The sequence below is a fragment of the Paenarthrobacter sp. UW852 genome, assembly GCF_024608385.1.
GTDB lineage: Bacteria > Actinomycetota > Actinomycetes > Actinomycetales > Micrococcaceae > Arthrobacter.
Map to the genome: position 1 here is coordinate 102,609 of NZ_JAMSGY010000001.1, position 21,349 is coordinate 123,957.

General features: G+C 62.4%; 20 protein-coding genes. 12 read left to right on the top strand and 8 right to left on the bottom strand.

All coding sequences use genetic code 11. From position 1 onward, the window contains the following. Window positions 1-42: 42 nt before the first annotated feature. Genes NEK97_RS00535 through NEK97_RS00545 form a run of 3 tightly spaced genes read left to right on the top strand, consistent with a single transcriptional unit; the run spans window position 43 to window position 2,125 of the window. A complete protein-coding gene (locus NEK97_RS00535) occupies window positions 43-531 on the top strand; it encodes a VTT domain-containing protein (RefSeq protein WP_257367965.1) in 489 nt (162 codons plus the stop codon). A gap of 32 nt (window positions 532-563) precedes the next feature. Next, entirely contained in the window at window positions 564-1,367 is an 804-nt protein-coding gene (locus tag NEK97_RS00540) for a thioesterase family protein (RefSeq protein WP_257367966.1), read from the top strand. Then, window positions 1,367-2,125 carry a lipoate--protein ligase family protein gene (locus tag NEK97_RS00545; RefSeq protein WP_257367967.1) on the top strand — a complete coding sequence of 253 codons (759 nt, stop codon included), beginning with the start codon at window positions 1,367-1,369 and terminating at the stop codon, window positions 2,123-2,125. Before NEK97_RS00540 ends, NEK97_RS00545 begins: the two co-directional genes overlap by 1 nt. Window positions 2,126-2,226: 101 nt before the next feature. Here the strand turns inward: NEK97_RS00545 and NEK97_RS00550 are convergent, their stop codons facing one another. From NEK97_RS00550 to NEK97_RS00560, 3 genes are all read right to left on the bottom strand, one after another. Next, complete coding sequence (locus NEK97_RS00550) at window positions 2,227-2,868, bottom strand: MBL fold metallo-hydrolase (RefSeq protein ID WP_257367968.1); 642 nt, start codon at window positions 2,866-2,868, stop codon at window positions 2,227-2,229. Beyond that, entirely contained in the window at window positions 2,865-3,950 is a 1,086-nt protein-coding gene (locus tag NEK97_RS00555; protein ID WP_257367969.1) for an S-(hydroxymethyl)mycothiol dehydrogenase, read from the bottom strand. The genes NEK97_RS00550 and NEK97_RS00555 overlap by 4 nt, the downstream gene beginning before the upstream one ends. A 148-nt stretch (window positions 3,951-4,098) precedes the next feature. Beyond that, the gene (locus tag NEK97_RS00560) at window positions 4,099-4,359 is read right to left on the bottom strand and encodes a mycoredoxin (protein ID WP_091467878.1); all 261 of its coding nucleotides are present in this window, start codon (window positions 4,357-4,359) and stop codon (window positions 4,099-4,101) included. 171 nt (window positions 4,360-4,530) lie between these two features. Between NEK97_RS00560 and NEK97_RS00565 the strand changes: the two genes are divergently transcribed. Beyond that, on the top strand, window positions 4,531-5,277 hold the full coding sequence (locus NEK97_RS00565; RefSeq protein ID WP_257368428.1) for an SOS response-associated peptidase: 747 nt from the start codon (window positions 4,531-4,533) through the stop codon (window positions 5,275-5,277). 3 nt (window positions 5,278-5,280) lie between these two features. Here NEK97_RS00565 and NEK97_RS00570 read toward each other — a convergent pair whose 3' ends face one another. Further along, window positions 5,281-5,670: a hypothetical protein gene (locus NEK97_RS00570; RefSeq protein WP_235520807.1), complete on the bottom strand. Its 390-nt coding sequence runs from the start codon at window positions 5,668-5,670 to the stop codon at window positions 5,281-5,283. A 47-nt stretch (window positions 5,671-5,717) separates the two neighbouring features. After that, a complete protein-coding gene (locus tag NEK97_RS00575) occupies window positions 5,718-6,254 on the bottom strand; it encodes a TetR/AcrR family transcriptional regulator (RefSeq protein ID WP_257367970.1) in 537 nt (178 codons plus the stop codon). A gap of 58 nt (window positions 6,255-6,312) precedes the next feature. On the opposite strand from NEK97_RS00575, the gene NEK97_RS00580 reads away from it, so the two are divergent. The 7 genes from NEK97_RS00580 to pdxS all read left to right on the top strand — a co-directional run bounded on the left by NEK97_RS00580 (window position 6,313) and on the right by pdxS (window position 15,767). Then, on the top strand, window positions 6,313-7,368 hold the full coding sequence (locus tag NEK97_RS00580; protein ID WP_257367971.1) for an FAD-dependent monooxygenase: 1,056 nt from the start codon (window positions 6,313-6,315) through the stop codon (window positions 7,366-7,368). A gap of 79 nt (window positions 7,369-7,447) precedes the next feature. Further along, window positions 7,448-7,765 carry a DUF6504 family protein gene (locus tag NEK97_RS00585; RefSeq protein WP_235520801.1) on the top strand — a complete coding sequence of 106 codons (318 nt, stop codon included), beginning with the start codon at window positions 7,448-7,450 and terminating at the stop codon, window positions 7,763-7,765. A 3-nt stretch (window positions 7,766-7,768) separates the two neighbouring features. Beyond that, on the top strand, window positions 7,769-11,269 hold the full coding sequence (locus NEK97_RS00590) for a DNA polymerase III subunit alpha (RefSeq protein ID WP_257367972.1): 3,501 nt from the start codon (window positions 7,769-7,771) through the stop codon (window positions 11,267-11,269). Between the two features lie 119 nt (window positions 11,270-11,388). Next, a complete protein-coding gene (gene thrS / locus NEK97_RS00595; RefSeq protein WP_257367973.1) occupies window positions 11,389-13,398 on the top strand; it encodes a threonine--tRNA ligase in 2,010 nt (669 codons plus the stop codon). 18 nt (window positions 13,399-13,416) lie between these two features. Further along, the gene (locus NEK97_RS00600) at window positions 13,417-14,010 is read left to right on the top strand and encodes an HIT domain-containing protein (protein ID WP_257367974.1); all 594 of its coding nucleotides are present in this window, start codon (window positions 13,417-13,419) and stop codon (window positions 14,008-14,010) included. Next, window positions 14,000-14,626 (top strand): phosphatidylinositol phosphate synthase, encoded by a 627-nt coding sequence (gene pgsA, locus NEK97_RS00605; protein ID WP_257367975.1) that lies wholly within the window; start codon window positions 14,000-14,002, stop codon window positions 14,624-14,626. The genes NEK97_RS00600 and pgsA overlap by 11 nt, the downstream gene beginning before the upstream one ends. 214 nt (window positions 14,627-14,840) lie before the next feature. After that, the gene (pdxS, locus tag NEK97_RS00610; protein ID WP_257367976.1) at window positions 14,841-15,767 is read left to right on the top strand and encodes a pyridoxal 5'-phosphate synthase lyase subunit PdxS; all 927 of its coding nucleotides are present in this window, start codon (window positions 14,841-14,843) and stop codon (window positions 15,765-15,767) included. A 61-nt stretch (window positions 15,768-15,828) separates the two neighbouring features. Here pdxS and NEK97_RS00615 read toward each other — a convergent pair whose 3' ends face one another. Further along, the gene (locus NEK97_RS00615) at window positions 15,829-17,841 is read right to left on the bottom strand and encodes a M3 family metallopeptidase (RefSeq protein ID WP_257367977.1); all 2,013 of its coding nucleotides are present in this window, start codon (window positions 17,839-17,841) and stop codon (window positions 15,829-15,831) included. Window positions 17,842-17,914: 73 nt separating this feature from the next. Between NEK97_RS00615 and NEK97_RS00620 the strand changes: the two genes are divergently transcribed. Further along, window positions 17,915-19,180 (top strand): CapA family protein, encoded by a 1,266-nt coding sequence (locus NEK97_RS00620; protein WP_257367978.1) that lies wholly within the window; start codon window positions 17,915-17,917, stop codon window positions 19,178-19,180. A 3-nt stretch (window positions 19,181-19,183) separates the two neighbouring features. On the opposite strand, the gene NEK97_RS00625 is transcribed toward NEK97_RS00620, so the two are convergent. Further along, window positions 19,184-19,924 carry a type 1 glutamine amidotransferase gene (locus NEK97_RS00625; protein ID WP_257367979.1) on the bottom strand — a complete coding sequence of 247 codons (741 nt, stop codon included), beginning with the start codon at window positions 19,922-19,924 and terminating at the stop codon, window positions 19,184-19,186. Then, on the bottom strand, window positions 19,921-21,249 hold the full coding sequence (locus NEK97_RS00630; protein WP_257367980.1) for a Mur ligase family protein: 1,329 nt from the start codon (window positions 21,247-21,249) through the stop codon (window positions 19,921-19,923). The genes NEK97_RS00625 and NEK97_RS00630 overlap by 4 nt, the downstream gene beginning before the upstream one ends. Window positions 21,250-21,349: the final 100 nt, after the last annotated feature.

Below are 21,349 nucleotides of genomic sequence, written 5' to 3' on the forward strand. Positions count from 1 at the left end.
CCGAATCCGCGGAGGGCGGGTACTTAGGGTAGCCTAAGTCGAGTGGACCAGATCATGAGCTTGCCCTTCGGCGTCGCCCTCGCGGCGCTCTTCGCCATTGTCATGATCCGCGTCAACGTCACGTATTGGATTGGGCGGGGAGCGGTTGCAGGGTTCGCGCACACCCGTTTCGGCAGTTCCTTGGAACGACCCAAAGCAGCCCGGGCCCAAGTGCTCATCCAGCGTTGGGGTCCGTACGCCGTCGTGCTTTCCTTCCTGACGATAGGCCTGCAGACGGCCATCAACCTGGCAGCCGGCGCGGCCCGTATGCCGCTGCGCCGTTACCTCCCTGCAGCCGTTGTCGGCTCCGTGGTCTGGGCATTGCTGTACGCGACCATTGGCCTGGCTGCCTTGCAGGCCTGGTTGGCGGTGGCTGCGGCGTCGCCTGTGGGTGCCGCGTTGGGCGTTGCCACTTTGGCGGCGGTTGTGGTCTGGGTTGTCGTGTTCCGCCGGCGGCGGGCAGCGGCCAAATCAGCGGATACAGTGGTCTGAGTTCTACAGCTGGATCGGCGAAAGGCTTAGGTTTGACTACTGCATTACCGGATTTGGCGGACGGCGATTTCTACTATGAGTCGTTGGGATCGGGGCGCTACCGCTCGACGATCCACGCCCAGGGTGCCTGGAATCCGCATGAACAGCACATGGCTCCTGCCTCCGGCATCATCGCTGATGCTTTGGTCCGGCACGAGCCCAGGGACGATGTTCGCCTGGCGCGGATCAGCTATGAAATTTTGGGGCTCATTCCGGGCGGGGAGTTCCAGGTCACCACTTCAACGCTGAGGCCGGGCCGGACCATCGAACTCATCCAGGCCGAACTTTCAGCAGGGGGCCGGGTGGCCATCCGGGCGGCTGCATGGCGAATGATCACCAGTGACACCAGCGCTGTGGCCGCCGTCGAAGATGAACCGATGCCCGCTCCAGACGAATGCAAACCGTGGGACGGCGCCAGCGTGTGGCCCGGTGGCTACATCCGTTCCCTGGAAATGCGCTTGGCCGAGGGGCACCGTCCGGGCTCCGGCAGGGTGTGGATCCGGACCTCGCACCCGCTGACCGATCGGGACGACAGCACGGACCTGGCACGGCTGATGGGACTCGTGGATACGGCCAACGGCATCGCCGCCCGCGTTCCGCCCGGAGAAAACAGCTACATCTTCCCCAACCTGGACCTGCAGATCCACATGTACAGGGCGCCTGCGGGCGAATGGTTGGGGTTGGACAACAAGGTCTCCTTCGGCGCAGACGGCATTGGCCTGACGTCCACCGTGCTTCACGACGTCAGCGGACCGTTCGGCCGGGCCGAGCAGATCCTGACCCTGAGGAAGAGTTAATGGGCGCGGCCACGATGGAAGTCGCGGAACGTAGACAGCTGACGGCATACCGTCAGCCCAAGTCATTGGGGGCGGCAGCGGACCTCGACTTCGCTTTGGAGCTCCTTAAGCGTGCCCGGAGCGGTCAGTTGGGGCCGTCCCTGCGTCTGTACCGCCCGAAGCCTACGGTTGCCTTCGGCCAGCGCGATGCGAACCTGCCGGGTTTTGGTGCCGCCGAAGAAGCGTGCCGCGGGTTGGGGTTCGAGCCGCTGGTCCGCAAAGCCGGCGGACGGGCGGCTGCTTACCACGAAGGCTCGCTGGTGATCGATCATGTGGAGCCCCACCCCGACGCCATCGTCCGGGCCAAGGCACGGTTTTCGGAATTTGGCGATTTGCTGGCCGGTGCCCTGCGCAGCGTTGGCGTCCACGCCGCCGTCGGAGAAATCCCGGGGGAGTATTGCCCTGGTGAGTTCAGCGTCCACGGTGAGGACCCGGACTTTCCTGCGCACCGGATCAAGCTGATCGGCACCGCGCAACGCGTGGTTTCCGGCGGTTGGCTCTTCAGTTCAGTGATCGTGGTGGAGAACTCGCAGCCCATCCGCAACGTTTTGACGGCCAGTTACGCAGCCCTCGGACTGGACTGGGATCCGGCTACCGCTGGTGCGGCAAACGACCTGCTGCCGCACCTGGATGTCAAAACCGTCGAGGACGCCGTGATCGAGGCCTACCGTGGTTACGCGGACGTCCTCGACGGCGACTTCCCGGCGCTCCTGGGTTAATGGCCACGGCGGGGCAATAACCACGGCTGGTCAATAGCCACGGCTGCGGCCGGCTGCCTCCTCGAAAAAGGTGGCAGCCGGCCGCAGCCGTCCCTTAAGGGCTAGTGTCCGCGGGCGATCCATTCGTCCAGGTGCGGGGCCTCGGAACCGATGGTGGTGGTGTCACCGTGTCCTGTGCGGACCACTGTTTCCGCGGGGAGCGGCAGCAACCGTGTACGGATGGATTCGATGATGGTGGGGAAGTCGCTGTAGGACCGTCCTGTGGCTCCTGGCCCGCCCTGGAAGAGGGTATCGCCGCTGAAGAGCGTCGCCTGGCTGGGCAGGTGGAAGGACACCGACCCCGGCGAGTGGCCGGGTGTGTGGATCGCCTCCAGTGTTGCCCCGGCAACGGTGAAGGTATCTCCGTCAGCGATGGAGTTGTCAGGATCGGCTTCCGGAAAGACATCGTGCCAGAGCATCCAGTCGTCCTTGTGCAGGTACACCGGTGCCTTGGTGAGCTCCCGGAATTCGCCGGCATAGCGGATGTGGTCGTCGTGGCCGTGTGTGAGCAGGATGGCTGTCACTGCCCGGCCGTTGACGGCGTCGACAATCGCGGAGGGATCGTGGGCGGGATCGATGACGATGCACTCCTCGGCGTCACCGATGATCCACACGTTGTTATCCACCTCCCATGTTCCGCCGTCGAGGGAGAAGGTTCCGGAGGTTACGACGCGATCGATCGTGGGGTTGGATCCGGCGTTCACAGTTCAACCACCGAGCGGAGGACGGCGCCCTGGTGCATTTTGTCGAACGCTTCTTCCACCTGGTTGATGGAGATGCGCTCGGTGACGAAGGCATCGAGGTCCAACCTGCCCTGCTTGTAAAGGTCAACCAGCATGGGGAAGTCCCTGGAGGGCAGGCAGTCGCCGTACCAGGAGGATTTCAAAGAGCCGCCACGGCCAAAGACATCCAGGAGCGGCAGCTCAAGCGTCATCTCGGGGGTGGGGACGCCCACCAGGACAACGGTTCCGGCGAGATCGCGGGCGTAGAAGGCCTGCTTATAGGTTTCGGGCCTTCCGACGGCGTCAATCACCACGTCCGCTCCGAAACCGCCGGTGAGCGCACGGATTTCCTCGACGGGGTCCCCGGCAGAGGAATCGACGGTGTGGGTGGCTCCCAGTTCCTTGGCGCGTTCGAGCTTCTTGGGGTCGATGTCCACCGCGATGATGGTGGTGGCCCCTGCGAGCGCAGCGCCGGCGATGGCGGCTACGCCAACACCTCCGCAGCCGATGACGGCAACGGAGTCGCCGCGCTTGACCCCGCCGGTGTTGATCGCGGCGCCCAGACCTGCCATGACGCCGCAGCCGAGCAGGCCGACGGCGGCGGGATCGGCGTCGGAGTCTACTTTGGTGCACTGCCCGGCAGCTACGAGCGTCTTTTCGATGAACGCCCCGATGCCCAGGGCCGGCGACAACTCGGTGCCGTCCTCGAGGGTCATCTTTTGCGTGGCGTTGTGGGTGTTGAAGCAGTACTGGGCTTGACCGCGCTTACAGGCGCGGCAGTTTCCGCAGACTGCCCGCCAGTTGAGGACTACGCGGTCGCCGGGGGCGACGTCGGTGACATCGGGACCCACCGCGCTGACGACGCCGGTGGCTTCGTGGCCCAGCAGGAACGGGAAGTCGTCACTGATGCCGCCCAGCTTGTAGTGGAGGTCGGTGTGGCAGACGCCGCTGGTGAGGATGTCAACGAGGGCTTCGCCGGGTCCGGGTTCGGGTACCAAGACGGTTTCGAGGGTTGCGGGCGCGCCTTTGGAGCGGACGACGACGCCTTTGACTGCGTGGACCATGGAGAGGGTTCCCTTCGGGCTCGCGGAGAGCGGGCCCGGTTAACTGCAGAAGGGCCCGCTACGGATTCCCATTCTGTCTATCACAGGTGGCAGACAGCGTGTGGATTGTTCCGGCGGACCCTGGTGCGGTTACGCGTGGAGCCAGCGGTTATACGGCGACCAGGCGCTTCTCAACCTCGGATGCCGAGGGGTTGGTCGCTGCCGTGCCGTCCGGGAAAAGCACGGTGGGAACGGTGCGGTTTCCACCGTTGAGCTGCTCGACGAGTTCGGCGGTGCCATCGACTTCTTCGATGTTGATCTCGGTGTAGCCGATGCCCTTGGCGTCCAGCTGCTTCTTCAGGCGGTTGCAGTAACCGCACCAGGTGGTCGAGAACATGGTGATGGTGCCGGAGTCGGGAGTGAAGTCCACAGAGCTCTCCTCAGTAATTGGGTCGTTTTCGCGGGTTGGTTCCCTCCTGACAACGGTAACCCGGTACCGAATAATTCCCGTACGGCAGGGAAGCGCACATGACATCACATGTCCGCGCTGGTGCGTTCCTTCGGGAAAGGGCAGACTGTTCGCATGTGTGGACGCTATGTAATGGCCCGTGCGGTGGGGGACCTGCTCGCCGACTTTGACGCCGAGCTGGAGAACGAGATCGCCTTGGAAAAGTCGTGGAATGTTGCCCCGACAGATGCGGTTCCCGTTGTCCTGGAGAGGCTTGTTGACGATCACCCGAAAAGGCAGCTGCATGTTGCCAAGTGGGGGCTCGTGCCTTCGTGGGCCAAGGATCCCAAGGGCGGTGCCAGGCTGATTAACGCCCGCAGTGAAACCCTCTTGGAGAAGCCCTCCTTCAAGAAGGCCGCCGTTGCGCGCCGGTGTGCGGTCCCTGCCGATGGCTACTACGAGTGGAAGAAGGGTGAGGGAAAGAGCAAGCAGCCCTATTACGTGCACCCGGGGGACGGGCATGGACTGGTCTTCGCGGGGTTGTATGAGTGGTGGAAGGACCAGTCGGCTTCACCCGATGACCCGGGACGCTGGCTGCTTTCGATGTCCATCCTGACCGCAGACACCCCGACGGCCGAATCAGCCCGGACCCGGCGCAGTGCCTCGGTGTTTGACGAACTGACTGCCCTCCATGACCGCGTTCCCTTGCCTATGAGCACCGAGACGATGGAAGCCTGGCTTGATCCGCGCGAAAAGGATGCGGCGGGGTTGGTGGAACTGGTCCGTTCCAGGGCGCACGACGCAGCGGCCGATTGGACCATCGACCCGGTGGGTGCCGCTGTGGGTAATGTCCGCAACAACTCACCGGAACTCATTGAACCCGTGGACGGGCTCTTCTAGGGGTCAGAGCGCTTCGTTCACGGGGACGCCGGACTGGAAATCCCGGCCGTCCGCTTCGCTGAACGCTGTCATGACATGTCCCTTGCTGAGTCCATGGATGGCAGAGATGGGGAAGTTGCCCGTGATGACGTTGCCGGAGTGCTCCACGCCCTTGATATCGTAATTTTCCTCCGCGCTGAGTGCGTGGTTGAACGAGTAGAACGAGATCGCTTCACCGTTCATGAACTCGATCCCCAGCCTGCGCTGGGAGGAGTAGTCTTCGCTGGCAGCAACAAGGCCCACGACGTAGGCGCCGGAGCCAGGAATGTTGCCGTCAATTTCGAACCGTGCCACCAGGTTCTCGTCGGAGGCGGAGATGTTGACCTGCTTGAGGAGTGCGTCATTGGTACTCATGGCACAATCCTGCTCTGCGGACCCTCTGCCGTCCACCCCCTGGCCGGTTAGCCCTCCAGGAGGCGCTGGATGTTGCTCGCCACGACTTTGGGCTGAAGGCTTTGTCCACGGCGCGCAGTAAGGGTGTGCAGGGCAAGTCCGTCGCTGTAATCGGCCACAGCTTCCGCCCGCGCCCTGGCATCGGGTATGCCCATGGTTTCAAGGACCTGCGCCAAGGCGGAGAGCATCCGTTCATGGCCGGCTGCCACAGCGTCCGGCTGGTCGAGGGCCAGGACGAACCGTGTCCGGGTCAGTTCAGCGTTTTCGTGCGCGAGTGCCATGACTGCGGTGGCGAGTTGACCCGCCAAAGCGGGCACCGACGTCGGAACCTCCAGGGCTCCCTGCTGCAGCAGCCGGTTGTCTTGTTCTTCAACGCGGTCGACGGCGGCTGCCACCAAAGCGGCGCGGTTGCGGAAATAGTTGGAGGTAGTTCCGACGGCGACGCCGGCCTGGGCGTCGACGGCGCGGTGGGTGAGTCCTTTGAGGCCTTGCGCGGAGACAACGGCGAGCGCTGCGTCGGCGAGGAGTGTGCGTCGGTCAGCCATGGCGAAAGTCTAGCTTCAACCCCTGGTAGTACTACAAATGTAGTAGTAGTGTGACCGCATGGAAAACGTAGACATTATTGGCGGCGGGATAGCCGGGCTGGCGCTCGCAGCCCGGCTGGATCCCGGACGCTTCACGGTTACCCTGCATGAGCAAAGACCCCAACTCCCCACTGTCGGAACAACCTTGGCGATGTGGCCCGAAGCCCAGCGGGCCCTGTCCCGGTTGGGGATCCTCGGTGCAGTAAGGGGGCGGGGCTCCGTCATTAGCGCGGGCGCCCTCCGGAATCCGGGAGGAAAGCCGGTGCTGTCCATAGAAGGAGAGGGCTTGCTCGGCGTCTCCCGGACCGAGCTGCTCAGCCTGCTGGACTCCGCCGTGCCGGGCGTCGTGCGCCGGGTTACGGAGCGCGTGGAAAGCCTTCCCGCTCCCGCTGGGTTGACGGTGGGTGCGGACGGCGTCCATAGCGTGGTTCGCCAAGCTGCATGGGGGAAACGCAGTACCGCCAAGGCGACGCCGTTCCTGGCCATACGTGGGGTAGTACCCACGGTCCCATCACCCGGGGATGTTGGAGAGTACTGGGGCAAGGGCGAGATTTTCGGCATGGCCCCGGCTGTGGGCGGAACCAACTGGTACGCCTCCTTCAGATCCCACCTGGGTCCAGGGCGGGTCGACGTCGAAGAAGCGCTCGAAGAGACAAGGGGGCGCTATGCCGGGTACTCATCAGCCGTGCAGCAGGTGCTTTCCCAGGCATCCGACAAAAATTCGCTGGCCCAACGCATCTGGACCACCCCTGCCCTTGCCCGCTACGCAAAGGGAAGGGTCGTATTGATCGGAGATGCCGCCCATGCCATGACGCCCAACCTCGGCAGGGGCGCCTGCGAAGCACTCATTGATGCCGTGACCCTGGGAGGGCTGCTCAATGACCTGCCGATAGAGGAAGCGCTCGCCAAGTATGAAAGGAAGCGTGTACTCCGTACTCAGCAAATGCGGTTGGCATCGTCCCTGATGGGCAGGATTTCCCTTGCCCAGCGCTGGCAACCCGCGCGGGACGCCTTGCTGAAGCAAGCGGGAAAGAGTGTCTCCCGAACCCACGGAAAGGCGAAAACTTCGAAGTAGGTTTTGTCGGTACAGCGTCGTAAACTGGAAGTATTCGAACATACTTTCGAATACGAACTCAGGCGCAAGGAGTGTGGATATGGGACTGTTCAGCGAATCAGTGGACGTCATCTGCACAGACCAGGGCCAGCCACTGGAAGTCACATGGAAAGGGACCAGCTACAAAGTCACGGGAGAACCGAACCGATGGTTCGAACGGCGCAAGTGGTGGGCAGAGGAAACCCGTGCACCCATCGGCAGCGGAGCAGGGCTGGTTGACCACGAAATCTGGCGCGTACAACTCGAAAACACCATCACCCTCGACGTCGTCCGCCACCTTGGCAGCGGGCGATGGCGGCTACTCCGCATCCACGACGCCGCACCTGCACGCGCCGTTGAACCCGACGAAGCAGCGTGACCCTTGAGCTTCACCCACCTGCACGTCGCAACAGCCTTCAGCGCCCACTATGGCGTCTCCTGGCCCGATGAACTTGCCCAAGCCGCTGCGGCAGACTCAGCAACCGCGCTCGCCTGTACCGACAGGGACGGGCTGTACGGAACCGTAAAACACATCAAAGCCTGCATGGACGCCGGCATCGACCCCATCGTGGGGGTCGACCTTGCAGTCTTCGACGACGACGGCGACCACCGCACCCGGATCTCGGGCCGCGTCGTCGTCCTTGCCCATGGCAATAACAACGGGGCCGGATACAGGGCACTCTGCCGCCTCATCTCCGACGCACATGCACGGACCTCAGGAAAAGCCGGTGGAACCATCCCGGTCGCAGTCACCCGAAGTGAACTCGCCTCACGAACCCTCGACCCCCAAACATTGAAACCTGTCCTCACGGTCCTGATTGGACCGGACTCCGATGTGGGGCAATCCATGGGAGGACGCAAATACCTCCGGCCCCGGACACTCTTCAACGAGTGGATCAACGCCATGCCACCAGGCACCATCGTTGCCGAAACAGTGACCCACCTCAGCGCCCCCGGAGAACCCCTCAGCACCGCCCACGCCGTAAGGATGCTCAAACTGGCGCTGGAATACAACGTCCCTGCGATCCTCAGCAACGCCGTCCGCTACTGCGCACAGGACGGCGCCGCCACCGCCGACGTCCTCGACTCAGCCCGTACCCTCAAATCCCTCCCCGAACTCTCAACCGCCCCAATGCTCCAGCCGACGGGCCAAGGATGGCTCAAGAACGCCCACCAGATGCTTCAACTGGGCAAGGAAATCATGGGCGCCGCAGGCCTCGGGAAAGCAGACCTTCACAAACTCCTTGCCAACACTGAAGCCCTCGCCGACAAATGCCGGATCAACCCCGTCCTCGATATGGGATGGAAAACGCCTGTTGTCCCTGAAGCCTCCATCATCGGTATCGAAAAAGATCCAATGGTCGAACTGTCCGAACGATGCAACGCAGGAATCAGCCGACGATTCCCCGGCATCAGTGGCTCGGCTGAAGAACGGCTGCGCTCGCGGTTGGACCATGAGCTCGGAATTATTGGAAACCTTGGGTTCGGCTCCTACTTCCTCACCGTGGCTGAGGTCTCACGGATGATCCTGGAAATGGGGGTCCGGGTCGCGGCCCGAGGATCCGGTGCCTCCAGCCTGGTCAATTATTTGATCGACATCAGCCAGGTTGACCCGATCCGCCACGACCTCATCTTCGAGCGTTTCCTGTCCGGGCGCCGATCAACCCTGCCGGATATCGACATTGATGTTGAAAGTGCTGAACGGCATAACGTCTATCGAAAAATCTTTGACCGGTTCGGGGCTGAACGCGTCACCCTCATGAGCATGCAAAACGGTTACCGGGCAAGGGGCGCAGTCCGGGATGCGGGCATGGCATTGGGCATGGACGAAGGCGAGATCAGCGGGATCGCCAAGCAGCTGTGGAGGTTCTCTGCCCGGAAATTCCGTGAGGCGCTGGTGGAGAAGCCCGAACTTCGCGAATTTGCCGGGCGGGTGGAACGGGGTGCTTTGGAAGAAAACCAGCAGCTCGATCTCCTGGTGGATCTGACTGAAAGGCTGGACCGCTTGCCCCGCCACATCTCCATGCACCCCTGTGGAGTGATCCTGGGTGACGCCACGCTCCTGGACCGCACTCCTGTGCAACCCAGCGGCTTGGGCCTGCCGATGAGCCAGTTCGACAAGCACGACATGGATCCCATGGGCATGCTGAAACTGGATGTCCTGGGCGTGCGGATGCAAAGTGCCATGGCCTTTGCTGTCCGGGAGGTTATCCGGTTGCATCCGGGGAAGGATGAGGTGGTGAAAGCCGGCCGGCATCCCCTTGGGCCGGATGGTTCAGGTCCTGGCTATATTGCGCCCGATGGCAGGATCGACCTCAACGCTGTGCCCTTCGACGACCAGGCCACGTATGAGCTGATCAGAAGCACGCACACCCTGGGGTGCTTCCAAATTGAATCCCCGGGTCAGCGCGAGCTCATTGGCAAGATGGCGCCCCGTGAATTCAACGACCTCATCATAGATATTTCCCTCTTCAGGCCCGGGCCCATGAAATCCGACATGGTCCGGCCTTTCCTGGAACACAGGCACGGCTTTGCCCCTGAGGTCTATCCGCATCCGGACCTCAAGCCGGTGCTGGAGGAAACGCATGGCGTCACCGTCTTCCACGAACAAATCCTCAAAACATTCGATGTCATGACCAAATGCGGACTGGACAGGGCTGACGAGTTCCGTCGTGCGCTGGGCGACGAAGTCCACGAACCCGGCGTCGAAAAATTCTTTCGCAAGGAGGCCATCAAGAACTATCCACCAGAGGTCGTGGACAAGGTCTGGGGGACCCTCAAGGCCTTTGGCAGCTTCGGCTTCTGTAAGGCCCATGGGGCAGCGTTTGCCGTGCCCACCTACCAATCGGCCTGGCTCAAGACCCATCATCCCGAAGCCTTCCTCGCAGGGCTGTGGGAACACGATCCCGGGATGTATCCCAAACGCCTCCTGGTCGCAGAAGCCCGCCGGCTCGGCATACCCATCCTCCCGTTGGACATCAACCGAAGCCACGCTGAATACCGGGTCGAAAAAATCCTGGAGGGCCCTGACGCCGGCAAGCTCGGCATCCGTCTGAGCCTGACCGGAATCTATGGGCTGTCCGGGGCGGAGCTGAAGAGAATCGTGGCAGGCCAACCGTACGATTCCCTCGCCGACCTCAGGGCCCGGGCAAGGGTTAGTAAGCCGAACATCAAAAGGCTGGCGCAGTTGGGGGCCTTTGATGCCCTCCATAGGGATTCCGGCGGAAAGGCAAACCGCGCAGACCTCGTACAGCATCTGCAAGCCCTCCAAACAACTCCAGCCCGGAAGGCAGCCGAGGTCATTGAGGGGCAACTGTCGTTTGCGCTGGGGGATGTTGAGCTGAGGAACCTGCCTCCGGAACTGCCGGCCCCCACCCGGGTGGAAAATGTCAGGGCAGAGCTTGACCTGATGGCGATGGACGTCAGCGAGCACCTGATGGAGAGCCATAGGCCGTTGTTGGACAAGCTCGGAGTCACTACAGCTGACAAACTTCTGGGGCTTCGAAACGGCACTGAGGTCCTGGTGGCTGGAGTGCGGGTCGCCACCCAAACCCCTCCCATGCGTGGAGGGCGGCGTGTGGTGTTCATCAGCATCGACGACGGCACGGGTTGCGTCGACTCTGTTTTCTTCCACGAAGCACAGGAAGAGTCGGGTCCACTGCTGTTCGGCACCCGGATGTTGCTGATCCGGGGAACTACCAGGAGGACCGGTCCCAGGGGAATCAGCCTGAGCGCCAGCAAAGCATGGGACCTCAGCAAGCCCGAGACCCTGCCCTACGCTGAACTCTTTCCATCGGGAGGTGGGCTGCCTGATGAATACACGCGCCACGGACCTCTTCACGGGATCTCCCGGAACCTTGCCATCACGGGCCTAGGCAGCTGAATCCGGTGACGGCGTGCTGCTTTGGCCGCCTTCATCGAAACCGATACGATTGACGATGGCTGGCTGTGGTCCCCGTACGCCACAAGCTATGAAGCCTCAACCATGAATAGGAGACACCCGTGTCAGATGCCCAACAGATCACCCTCATCGTCGATGGCGAAGAGACCAAGGTGACGGAAGGGACTACCGGCGCGGAACTCTTCTTCGAGCGCCGCGATGTCGTTGTAGCCCGTGTCAACGGCGTGCTGAAAGACCTCGACCAGGTGCTTCCCGCCAACGCTGAAATCGAAGGCGTCACCATCGAATCCCCCGATGGCCTCAATGTTCTGCGCCACTCCACCGCGCACGTCATGGCACAGGCTGTTCAGCAGTTGCGCCCCGACGCCAAGCTTGGCATCGGCCCGTACATCACTGACGGCTTCTACTTCGACTTTGACGTAGCCGAGCCCTTCACACCGGAAGACCTGCGTCAGCTGGAAAAGATGATGCAGAAGATCATCAACCAGAACCAGAAGTTCGTTCGCCGGGTGGTCACCGAAGAAGAAGCCCGCGAAGCCATGGCAAACGAGCCCTACAAGCTCGAACTGCTGGGGAAGAAGAACGACTCAACCGACGCGGTTGAAGGCGTCAACGTTGAAGTCGGCGCCGGCGATATCACCATCTACGACAACGTGGACAGGAAGAGCGGCGAGAGCGTCTGGTGCGATTTGTGCCGCGGACCCCACCTGCCCAACACCAAAATCATTTCCAACGCCTTTGCGTTGACCCGTTCCTCCGCCGCCTACTGGCTCGGTAACCAGAACAACCAGCAGCTGCAGCGCATCTATGGCACGGCATGGCCTACCAAGGAGGCCCTCAAGGCCTACCAGGAACGCATTGCCGAAGCCGAACGCCGCGACCACCGCAAGCTCGGCGTCGAGCTGGACCTGTTCTCCTTCCCGGATGAGCTTGGTTCCGGCCTCCCCGTTTTCCACCCCAAGGGCGGCATCATCCGCAAGGAGATGGAAGACTACTCGCGCAAGCGCCATGTGGATGCCGGCTACGAGTTCGTTTACACGCCGCACATCACCAAGGGGCACCTTTACGAGGTTTCCGGCCACCTGGATTGGTACAAGGACGGAATGTTCCCTGCCATGCAGGTGGACGCCGAATTCAATGAAGACGGTACCGTCCGCAAGCCGGCGCAGGATTACTACCTGAAGCCGATGAACTGCCCCATGCACAACCTGATCTTCCGCTCGCGTGGCCGTTCCTACCGTGAACTGCCGCTGCGTTTGTTCGAATTCGGATCTGTGTACCGGTACGAGAAATCCGGCGTCGTCCATGGCCTGACACGCGTTCGCGGCATGACACAGGATGACGCCCACATCTACTGCACGCGCGAGCAGATGAAGGACGAACTCACCACTACCCTGAACTTCGTCCTGGGCCTCCTCAAGGACTACGGTCTGGACGACTTCTACCTGGAGCTCTCCACCAAGAACGAGGAAAAGTTCGTCGGCGACGACGCAGCCTGGGAAGAGGCCACCCGCACCCTTTCCGAGGTCGCCGCAGCTTCCGGCTTGGAACTTGTCCCGGACCCGGGTGGAGCAGCGTTCTACGGTCCCAAGATCTCGGTGCAGGCCAAAGATGCACTGGGCCGGACCTGGCAGATGTCCACCATCCAGCTGGACTTCAACCTGCCCGAACGCTTCGAACTGGAGTACCAGGCCGCCGACGGCACGCGCCAGCGGCCGGTCATGATCCACCGAGCCCTGTTCGGTTCTGTTGAACGCTTCATGGGCGTCCTCACCGAACACTATGCCGGTGCCTTCCCCGCGTGGCTCGCTCCCGTCCAGGTAGTGGGCATTCCGGTAGCCGAGACATTCAACGACTACATGTTCGACGTCGTGGACCAGCTCAAGGCTGCAGGAATCCGGGCCGAAGTGGATATCTCCTCTGACCGCTTCCCGAAGAAGATCCGAACCGCCAGCAAGGACAAGATCCCGTTCGTCCTCATCGCCGGGGGAGAGGACGCCGAAGCCGGTGCTGTATCGTTCCGCTTCCGGGACGGCAGCCAGGATAATGGCGTGCCCGTGGCTGAGGCGGTCCGCCGGATCGTGGACGCTGTCAAGAACCGCGAGAGCTGACGGGACGGGACACAGACGGTGCAGGAGAACACAGGCGCAGCAGACGGCATTCCAGGCGACGCCGAAGTAACAGATGACTTCGGACTCGCGGGCGTCCCGGACGCATTCCAGCGCCTGTGGACTCCGCACCGGATGGCCTACATCAAAGGCGGGCAGGATCAGTTCAAGAACAAGGACGATTGCCCATTCTGTGTAGGACCCACCCGTTCTGATGAGGAATCCCTCATCGTCCACCGGGGAAAGACCTGCTACGTGGTCCTCAATTTGTTCCCGTACAACCCGGGGCATCTGTTGATCTGCCCCTACCGCCACGTGCCCGACTACACGGACATCACAGTGGAGGAGACGGCCGAGTTCGCTGAGCTGACCCAAACCGCAATGCGCGTCCTGCGGAAAGTCTCCAACCCGAGTGGCTTCAACCTGGGCATGAACCAGGGAGTGACGGGTGGCGCCGGCATCGCCGCGCACCTGCACCAGCACGTCGTTCCGCGCTGGGGTGGGGACGGGAACTTCTTCCCCATCATCGCCCAGACCAAAGCCATCACGCAGACACTCGATGACGTCCGCAAGCTTGTGGCTGAAGCCTGGCCGGGGGAGTCGAATGCTCAATAGGCATGCGCGCGGCTTTTTTACCTCACTCTTTACCCCACTGGCCCGCTGGCTCCTCAGGATAGGTGTGTCCCCTGACGCCGTCACCATTGCGGGGACAGCGGGCGTGATTCTCGGCGGACTGGTCCTCTACCCGCTTGGCCATTTGTGGTGGGGCTCAGTGGTGGTTGCTTTCTTCGCCTTCTCGGACGTGGTGGACGGCATCATGGCCAGGTTGCAAGGACGGAGCGGGGGGTGGGGCAACTTCCTGGATTCCACCTTGGACCGGTTGGCTGACGGTGCCATTTTCGCGGGCCTCACCATCTGGTTTTTCACCGGAGGCCACGACCCCGCCATCGGAGCAGCCGCCGTCGTATGCCTTGTCCTGGGCATGGTGGTCTCCTACGCGCGGGCCAAAGCCGAATCCCTTGGCTACCAAGCCAGTGTTGGGATCGCTGAGCGCGCCGAACGTTTGGCGTCCGTCCTGCTGATTGCCGGACTCACGGGACTGGGCCTTCCACCTGTGGTGCTGTTCGCCACCCTGGTCCTGCTTGCCATTGCCAGTGTGGTCACGATCGTCCAAAGAATGGCCACGGTCCACCGGCAAGCCATGGCCGAGGTCGAGGGAACTGGCATCTGACCAGAGTGTCGCTTCCGCATTTGTGCAGGCGTCCTACCACAGCACTGATTGTTGCCCCCAAAGGCAGTAATGAATGTACTGCGGCCCTGCAACGTGCGACTACTATTACTAGTACTTGGTCACCTTGACCTGAAACCCGGTGTGCACTGATAGCGGTCGTGTGGCTGCGCGTGGCTCCGGCAAGAAGGTCGTTTATCTACCCATAGGGGTTTTTGTGTCTACACCAGATGTAAGCAACGAAGCCGGTTCGTCCGCGAACAGCGTCACGGGCAGCAGCCGCGTTAAGCGGGGCATGGCTGAGATGCTCAAGGGCGGCGTCATCATGGACGTCGTTAACGTCGAGCAGGCCCGTATTGCCGAGGACGCCGGCGCCGTTGCCGTCATGGCCCTCGAGCGTGTCCCGGCCGACATCCGCGCCCAGGGTGGCGTGTCCCGCATGTCCGATCCGGACATGATCGATCAGATCATCGCCGCCGTGTCCATCCCGGTCATGGCCAAGGCCCGCATCGGCCACTTCGTCGAAGCCCAGGTCCTGCAGTCCCTCGGTGTTGACTACATCGATGAGTCCGAGGTCCTGACCCCGGCCGACTACATCAACCACATCGACAAGTGGAACTTCACCGTTCCCTTCGTCTGTGGTGCCACCAACCTGGGTGAGGCTCTGCGCCGCATCAACGAGGGCGCTGCGATGATCCGTTCCAAGGGCGAGGCCGGTACCGGCGATGTGTCCAACGCGACCGGTCACATGCGCAAGATCCGCGCCGAGATCGCCAAGCTCGCAGCCCTCCCCGAGGACGAGCTGTATGTTGCGGCCAAGGAACTGCAGGCCCCGTACGAACTGGTCAAGGAAATCGCTGCCACCGGCAAGCTCCCGGTGGTCCTGTTCACCGCTGGTGGCATCGCAACCCCGGCTGATGCTGCGATGATGATGCAGCTCGGCGCCGACGGTGTGTTCGTGGGTTCCGGTATCTTCAAGTCCGGTAACCCGGCAGAGCGCGCAGCCGCCGTCGTCAAGGCCACCACGTTCTACGATGACCCCGATGTCATTGCCAAGGTCTCCCGTGGCCTGGGCGAAGCGATGGTCGGCATCAACGTCGACGAAATCCCGCAGCCCCACCGCCTCGCCGAGCGCGGCTGGTAAATAGCAAAAGCAGTACGACGCCGGGTGGTCGCCTCACAGAGGCGGCCACCCGGCGTCGTTGTCAGCTCAGTCCCCGGCGCGTGAGCAGCGGTTCCAGTTCGGCTTTCCGGCCCCGGAATGCCCTGAACGATTCCAAGGGGTCGCGGCTGTTTCCCCGGGACAGCAATTCTTCCCTGAAGTGATCCCCGTTCGCGCGGTTGAGGCCCCCGTTTTCCTTGAACCATTCCACGGTGTCGGCATCCAGAACCTCGCTCCAAATGTAGGAGTAGTATCCGGCCGCGTACCCCGCGCCGGCAAAGATGTGCTGGAAATACCCGGTCCGGTAGCGTGGCGGAATCAGTGGGTGGGCGACGCCGGCGTCGGCCAGGGCCTTAGCCTCGAAGGCCAGCACATCATCGGGTACATCCGCAGCGGAGAGCACATGCCAGGCAAGGTCCAACAGCGCCGCGCCCAGGTATTCCGTGGTTGCAAAACCTTCACCCCATAGCAGGGAGTCGTTGAGTTTATCGACGATCTCCTGGGGGAGTGGCTCACCAGTTTCATGATGGCGGGCGTAGTTGGCCAGGACCTCGGGCCACATGATCCACATTTCGTTGACTTGCGACGGATATTCCACGAAGTCACGTGGCACGGAGGTTCCGGAAAACCGTGGGTACGTGACATCCGAGAGAAGGCCGTGGAGGGCATGGCCAAATTCGTGGAAGACGGTGCGTACCTCGTCAAGGGTGAGCAGCGTCGGTTCGCCCGGAGCCGGCTTGGTGATGTTGAGGTTGTTGATCACCACGGATTGGGTGCCTAGCAGCCTGGACTGGTCCATGAGGGAGTTCATCCACGCCCCGCCGCGCTTGGACTCCCGGGTGTAGTAGTCGCCGAGGAACAGGCCAAGGCCGGTGCCGTCTTCGTTTCGGACCTCCCAAACGCGGACGTCGGGATGGTAGCCCTGCAGGTCGTCCCGCTCGTGGAAGCTCAAACCATACAATTGCGTGGCCGCGTGGAACACCCCGTCGCGCAGTACGGCGTCCAAAGTGAAATATGGCCGGAGCGCCTGTTCGTCCACTTGGAACTTGTCCTTGCGTACGCGGGACGAGTAGAAAGCCCAGTCCCAGGCTTCCAGGGGGTGGCCCGCGGACTGTGCCAAGGCGTCGGCTTCCGCCTGTGCGTTCCGCACCGCGGCGGGCGCCAAGCGGCCAAGCATTGCTTGGACTGCGGCAAAGTCCGGTGCGGTTTGTTGATCCACTACCAGTTCGGCGTAGTTGGCGAACCCCAGGAGGGATGCCTTTTCTGCGCGCAGTTGCACAGTAGCTGTCACGAGTTTGCGCACGTCCAGCGGCCCGCCGTCGGTGCCGCGGGCGAGGGACGCTTCATAGAGACGACGGCGGATGTTCCGGTTTTCCAATGAGGCGAGGGCCGGCTGGTTGCTGGGTTGAATGAGGGTGATGAGGTACTTACCGTCGTGGCCAGCGGCTTTGGCGGCCTCGGCGGCGCCGGCGATGTCTTCGGGTGGGAGCCCGGCCAGGTCCGCCTCGTCATCGAGGATCAGGGCCGAGGCCTTCATGGCGTCTTTTACGCGTTGGCCAAACCCGGTTCCCAAACAGGAGAGCTCGGCGTTGACGTCGCGCAGCCTGCCTTGGCCGTCGTCATCGAGTTGGATTCCGGACTGCCGGAACTCCTTGAGGTATTCCTCCACAAGTCGGGTTGATTCAGGATCGAGGCCGGTCACGTCGATGGCCGCGAACCGCTCGTAGAGTCCGCGGTCCATGTACACCGCATCCTGGTGGGCGGAGAACTTGGGTGATAATTCGATTTCCAATGCCTTGATGTCGTCCGTGGCATCCGCTGAGACCAACGTATAGAACGCTGATGCCGCCCTGTGCAGGAGCCTTCCGGAGCGTTCCATCGCCACGGCAGTGTTCTCGAACGACGCAGCTTCCGGGTTCTCTACGATGAGCTTGATCTCCTGCAGGTGCTCAGCGAGTCCTGCCTCGACGGCTTCGGCGTAGTGCCCGGCTGTGACTCCGTCGAACGGCGGGAGCCCGTACGGCAAGGAACTGGGACTCAAGAGAGGATTGATCATGAAGTGACTCTTTCACGTAAGAATCGTGTCCTCAAGAGCGGCGCGCCCTGATCCGGCCTACAGCGCCCGTAGGATGGCATATATGGGGAAGGTCACAAAGTCGTGGGCATACGCCACGCGCGCGTCGGGGCTGAAGCTAGCCATCGTTGCTGCCCTTGCGCTGTCGTTGGGTGCCTGTGGGGTGATCGCCGAAAATAACCAGCAGGACGGCAGTAACGCAGCCACGGCCCCGGCCACAAAGTCTTCATCGCCCACTACAACACCGTCTCCCAACCCAACCCCCGGAAAAGGGCCCGCTTGTCCGGAACTGCGGTGCACCTCGATTACGGTGACGGGAGACATGCTGGTCCACACCCAGCTCTGGCAGCAGGCCAGGGCAGACGCCGTAGCCGCGGGATTGCCTGGGTATACCTTCGTGCCACTCCTTGAAGGGCAGCGGCGCTACATCAGCAAGAGCGACCTCGCCATCTGCCACCAGGAAACCCCTGTCGGCACACCCGACGGACCCTTCTCCGCATACCCGTCCTTCAACGTTCCCCCACAGATCACAACCGCTTCCAAGGACGTCGGCTACCAGGCGTGCACCACCGCGAGCAACCACACCATTGACCGTGGGACCGAAGGACTGCTCCGAACCCTGGACGCCCTGGATGCTGCAGGGCTGAAGCACACCGGTTCCTACGGGACGGAAGCGGCGTCCAAAGAGATTCTGATGCTTCAGACCGATGCTGCCAAGGTGGCCGTCATCGCCGGCACTTACGGCCACAACGGGCAGATCCCCGAATATCCGTGGCTTGTGGACGAGCTTGATCCAGCCGCAATGATCGCAAAAGCGACGCGCGCCAGAGCGCTCGGGGCCGACATTGTCCTGGGCGTCATGCATGCCGGCGACGAGTACGCCAGCGAAGCCAACGCCCAGCAGCGCGATGTTGCGCACGCGCTGGTGGACAGTGGCCAGTTCACCATGATCTACGGTCACCACACCCACTCCGTGCTCCCGATCGAGAGCTACAAGGGGACCTGGATCGTCTACGGACTGGGCAACGGCATCACCGAGTTGTCCCCCTGGTATGTCGTCAACAATGAGGGTCTCCTGGTCCGGGCACAGTTCAGCCAGAACGCTGCCGGCACCTGGACCGCGTCGGATCTCGCATGGGCGCCGTCGGTCATTGTCCGCGACCCGTACCGCTGGTGCTCAGTGGCAAGCGACGCACCCCAGGGAGTGTGTGCCTCGCCCGCGGCGGATGCCGAAACCCATCAACGCACAAAGACGGTTGTCGAGTCCATGGGCGCGGCCTCCGCCGGTGCCCACGAACTGCTGATCACCAAGGAGAAATAGGTCCTAGCGCGGACGCCGGGCGGCGTGTTCGCGCGCGAGACGGGCATAATCGTCGTCGGGCGCTCCCGGGACGAAAGAGCCGAACTTGCGTTCCGCAGCGGTCCGGATCAGGAAGTCCGCAATCGCCGGGTTCTTCGGCAGCAATGAGCCGTGCAAATAACTTGCCACCACATTGTTGTAGCGGGCGCCTTCGTGGCCGTCCCTACTGTTGTTGCCGGCACCCTTGGTCACCGTACCAAGAGGTTCGACGCCGGGACCCAAGGTGGTCTGTCCGCTGTGGTTCTCGTACCCCAGGATGTCCCCGAACTCGGTGGACTTCATGATGACGTTGCCAATCAGCCGTTCGTCCGTGCCGTGGGTTTCAACATCCAGGATGCCAATTCCCGGGATCACAGGGCCAGTGCTGGTCTTGAAGAACTTGCCGAAAAGTTGGTAAAGCCCGCAAATTACCAGCATGGGGGCACCGTCGTCGGCCATTCTCCTGAGGTGCGGCGCCTGGGCCTGGAGATCGTCCTGGATGACCAGCTGGCCACTGTCCTGACCGCCGCCGCCCACCACAATGTCGATGTCTTCGGGGAATTCATCGCCAACGTTGTACTCCAGCAGTTCAGGCGTGTAGCCGTGCCACTTGATGCGCTGCTGCAGGACCAGGGCGTTGCCCCAGTCGCCGTAGATGTTCATCTCTTTGGGATAGAGCTGAAGGACGCGGATGGTGCCCTTGCTGGGCTGTGTTTCCGAGGTCATGAGACCACCTCAACTATGGTGATTTTGGCGAGCTCACGGCGAATGGCGAGCATGGAGGTGTAAGTGCAGAAGACCCGCTTGGGTTTGCCGCGGGAGCCATCAATGAACGTGCGGAGGGCGGCGGTGATGTCCGGCTCCACAACTCCGAACCGGACGTCGTCGTATTGAAGACGCAAGGCCATGTCATACGCCCGGACGCCCGTGAGGACCTCCACCCCGTTTTCACGGAGGGAGTCGAACTCCACGTCCCACAGCCAGGACATATCCCTGCCGTCAGCGTAGTTGTCGTTGATGGCGATCATGGTGGCATAGCCGCCGGCGGGGAACGACTTGAGGCCAAGGCGGAATCCGCTGGGGTTCTTCACAAGGACCAGCTCAAGCGGCTGCCCGTCCACCGTCAGGCTCTCTCCACGGCCGAAGGCGGGAGCAACCTCACCCAGGGCCTTGACCAGTTTGGGCGTATCAACAGGGCCGGTGCCAAGGATCGCCCTGGTAAGCGACAACGCGGCGGCGGCATTGAAAATGTTGTAGACCCCGCGGAGCTTCATGGCGGTACTGACGGTCTCGCCGTCGAACTCAAAGTCGGCGTCCTGCGCGCCGACCCTGCGGAGCACGACGTCGGCAGCCGGCAGGTCTACTGCCTCACCGGGCGCTGCGGCTACCGAAGTTCCGGACGGTGAAGGGCCGCTGCCGGTGCGCATTTCGTCGTCGTTGGGGAACGTGCTGCGCAGTGACTCATCCAGGCCGAAGTACCGGATGGCGGGGTGGTGGACGGCGTCCAGGCTGTTGACGACGTTGGCGATCCGCGCAACACGCGGATCTTCGCGGTTCAGGACAACGGTGTCGGTTGTCTTTGAAGCGATGTGCTCCAGCAAACGGGCAGTCTTGTCGATCTCGCCGAAGCGGTCCAGCTGGTCCCTCAGGACGTTCAGCAGGAGGCTGTAGCGTGGCTGGACCTTGTTGACGAAATGCACTGCATGGGCTTCGTCGAGTTCCAGCACGGCAATATCCGCCTTGAGGCGGCCACGCCAGTCGACGTCACCCAGCAGGGAAGCTGCGACACCGCGGGTGAAGTTGCTTCCGGACCGGTTGGTGAAGACTTTCAAGCCTTGGCTTTCGAGAAGCTCCACCACCATTTTGGTAGTGGTGGTTTTTCCGTTTGTGCCACTCACCACGGCTACGCCGTGCGGCAGGGAAGCCAACGTTCGCTGCATGAAGCCGGGGTCGATTTTCTCGACCACCAAGCCGGGAAAAGCCGAGCCGCCGCCCCGAAGCCGGGAGAGCCTGCGGACCAGCTTGCCGAGGGGAACGCTGAAGGAAAGCATGCTCTGTAATATATCCCAGTCATGGCATGGAACCTGGCCCTTCGGCGGTGCAGGACGGGTGCGGGACAGTTCGCATCAACCACTGGCCGGGCCGGGAGCA

What these genes read in the sequence shown, in the direction of transcription:
- NEK97_RS00555 (WP_257367969.1), bottom strand. Translation starts at nt 3,950, where the DNA reads ATGGTCCACGCAGTCAAAGGCGTCGTCGTCCGCTCCAAAGGCGCGCCC.
- NEK97_RS00580 (WP_257367971.1), top strand. Translation starts at nt 6,313, where the DNA reads ATGGAAAACGTAGACATTATTGGCGGCGGGATAGCCGGGCTGGCGCTC.
- NEK97_RS00545 (WP_257367967.1), top strand. Translation starts at nt 1,367, where the DNA reads ATGGGCGCGGCCACGATGGAAGTCGCGGAACGTAGACAGCTGACGGCA.
- NEK97_RS00625 (WP_257367979.1), bottom strand. Translation starts at nt 19,924, where the DNA reads ATGACCTCGGAAACACAGCCCAGCAAGGGCACCATCCGCGTCCTTCAG.
- NEK97_RS00585 (WP_235520801.1), top strand. Translation starts at nt 7,448, where the DNA reads ATGGGACTGTTCAGCGAATCAGTGGACGTCATCTGCACAGACCAGGGC.
- NEK97_RS00630 (WP_257367980.1), bottom strand. Translation starts at nt 21,249, where the DNA reads ATGCTTTCCTTCAGCGTTCCCCTCGGCAAGCTGGTCCGCAGGCTCTCC.
- NEK97_RS00565 (WP_257368428.1), top strand. Translation starts at nt 4,531, where the DNA reads ATGGCCCGTGCGGTGGGGGACCTGCTCGCCGACTTTGACGCCGAGCTG.
- pgsA (WP_257367975.1), top strand. Translation starts at nt 14,000, where the DNA reads ATGCTCAATAGGCATGCGCGCGGCTTTTTTACCTCACTCTTTACCCCA.
- NEK97_RS00620 (WP_257367978.1), top strand. Translation starts at nt 17,915, where the DNA reads ATGGCATATATGGGGAAGGTCACAAAGTCGTGGGCATACGCCACGCGC.
- NEK97_RS00615 (WP_257367977.1), bottom strand. Translation starts at nt 17,841, where the DNA reads ATGATCAATCCTCTCTTGAGTCCCAGTTCCTTGCCGTACGGGCTCCCG.
- NEK97_RS00570 (WP_235520807.1), bottom strand. Translation starts at nt 5,670, where the DNA reads ATGAGTACCAATGACGCACTCCTCAAGCAGGTCAACATCTCCGCCTCC.
- NEK97_RS00575 (WP_257367970.1), bottom strand. Translation starts at nt 6,254, where the DNA reads ATGGCTGACCGACGCACACTCCTCGCCGACGCAGCGCTCGCCGTTGTC.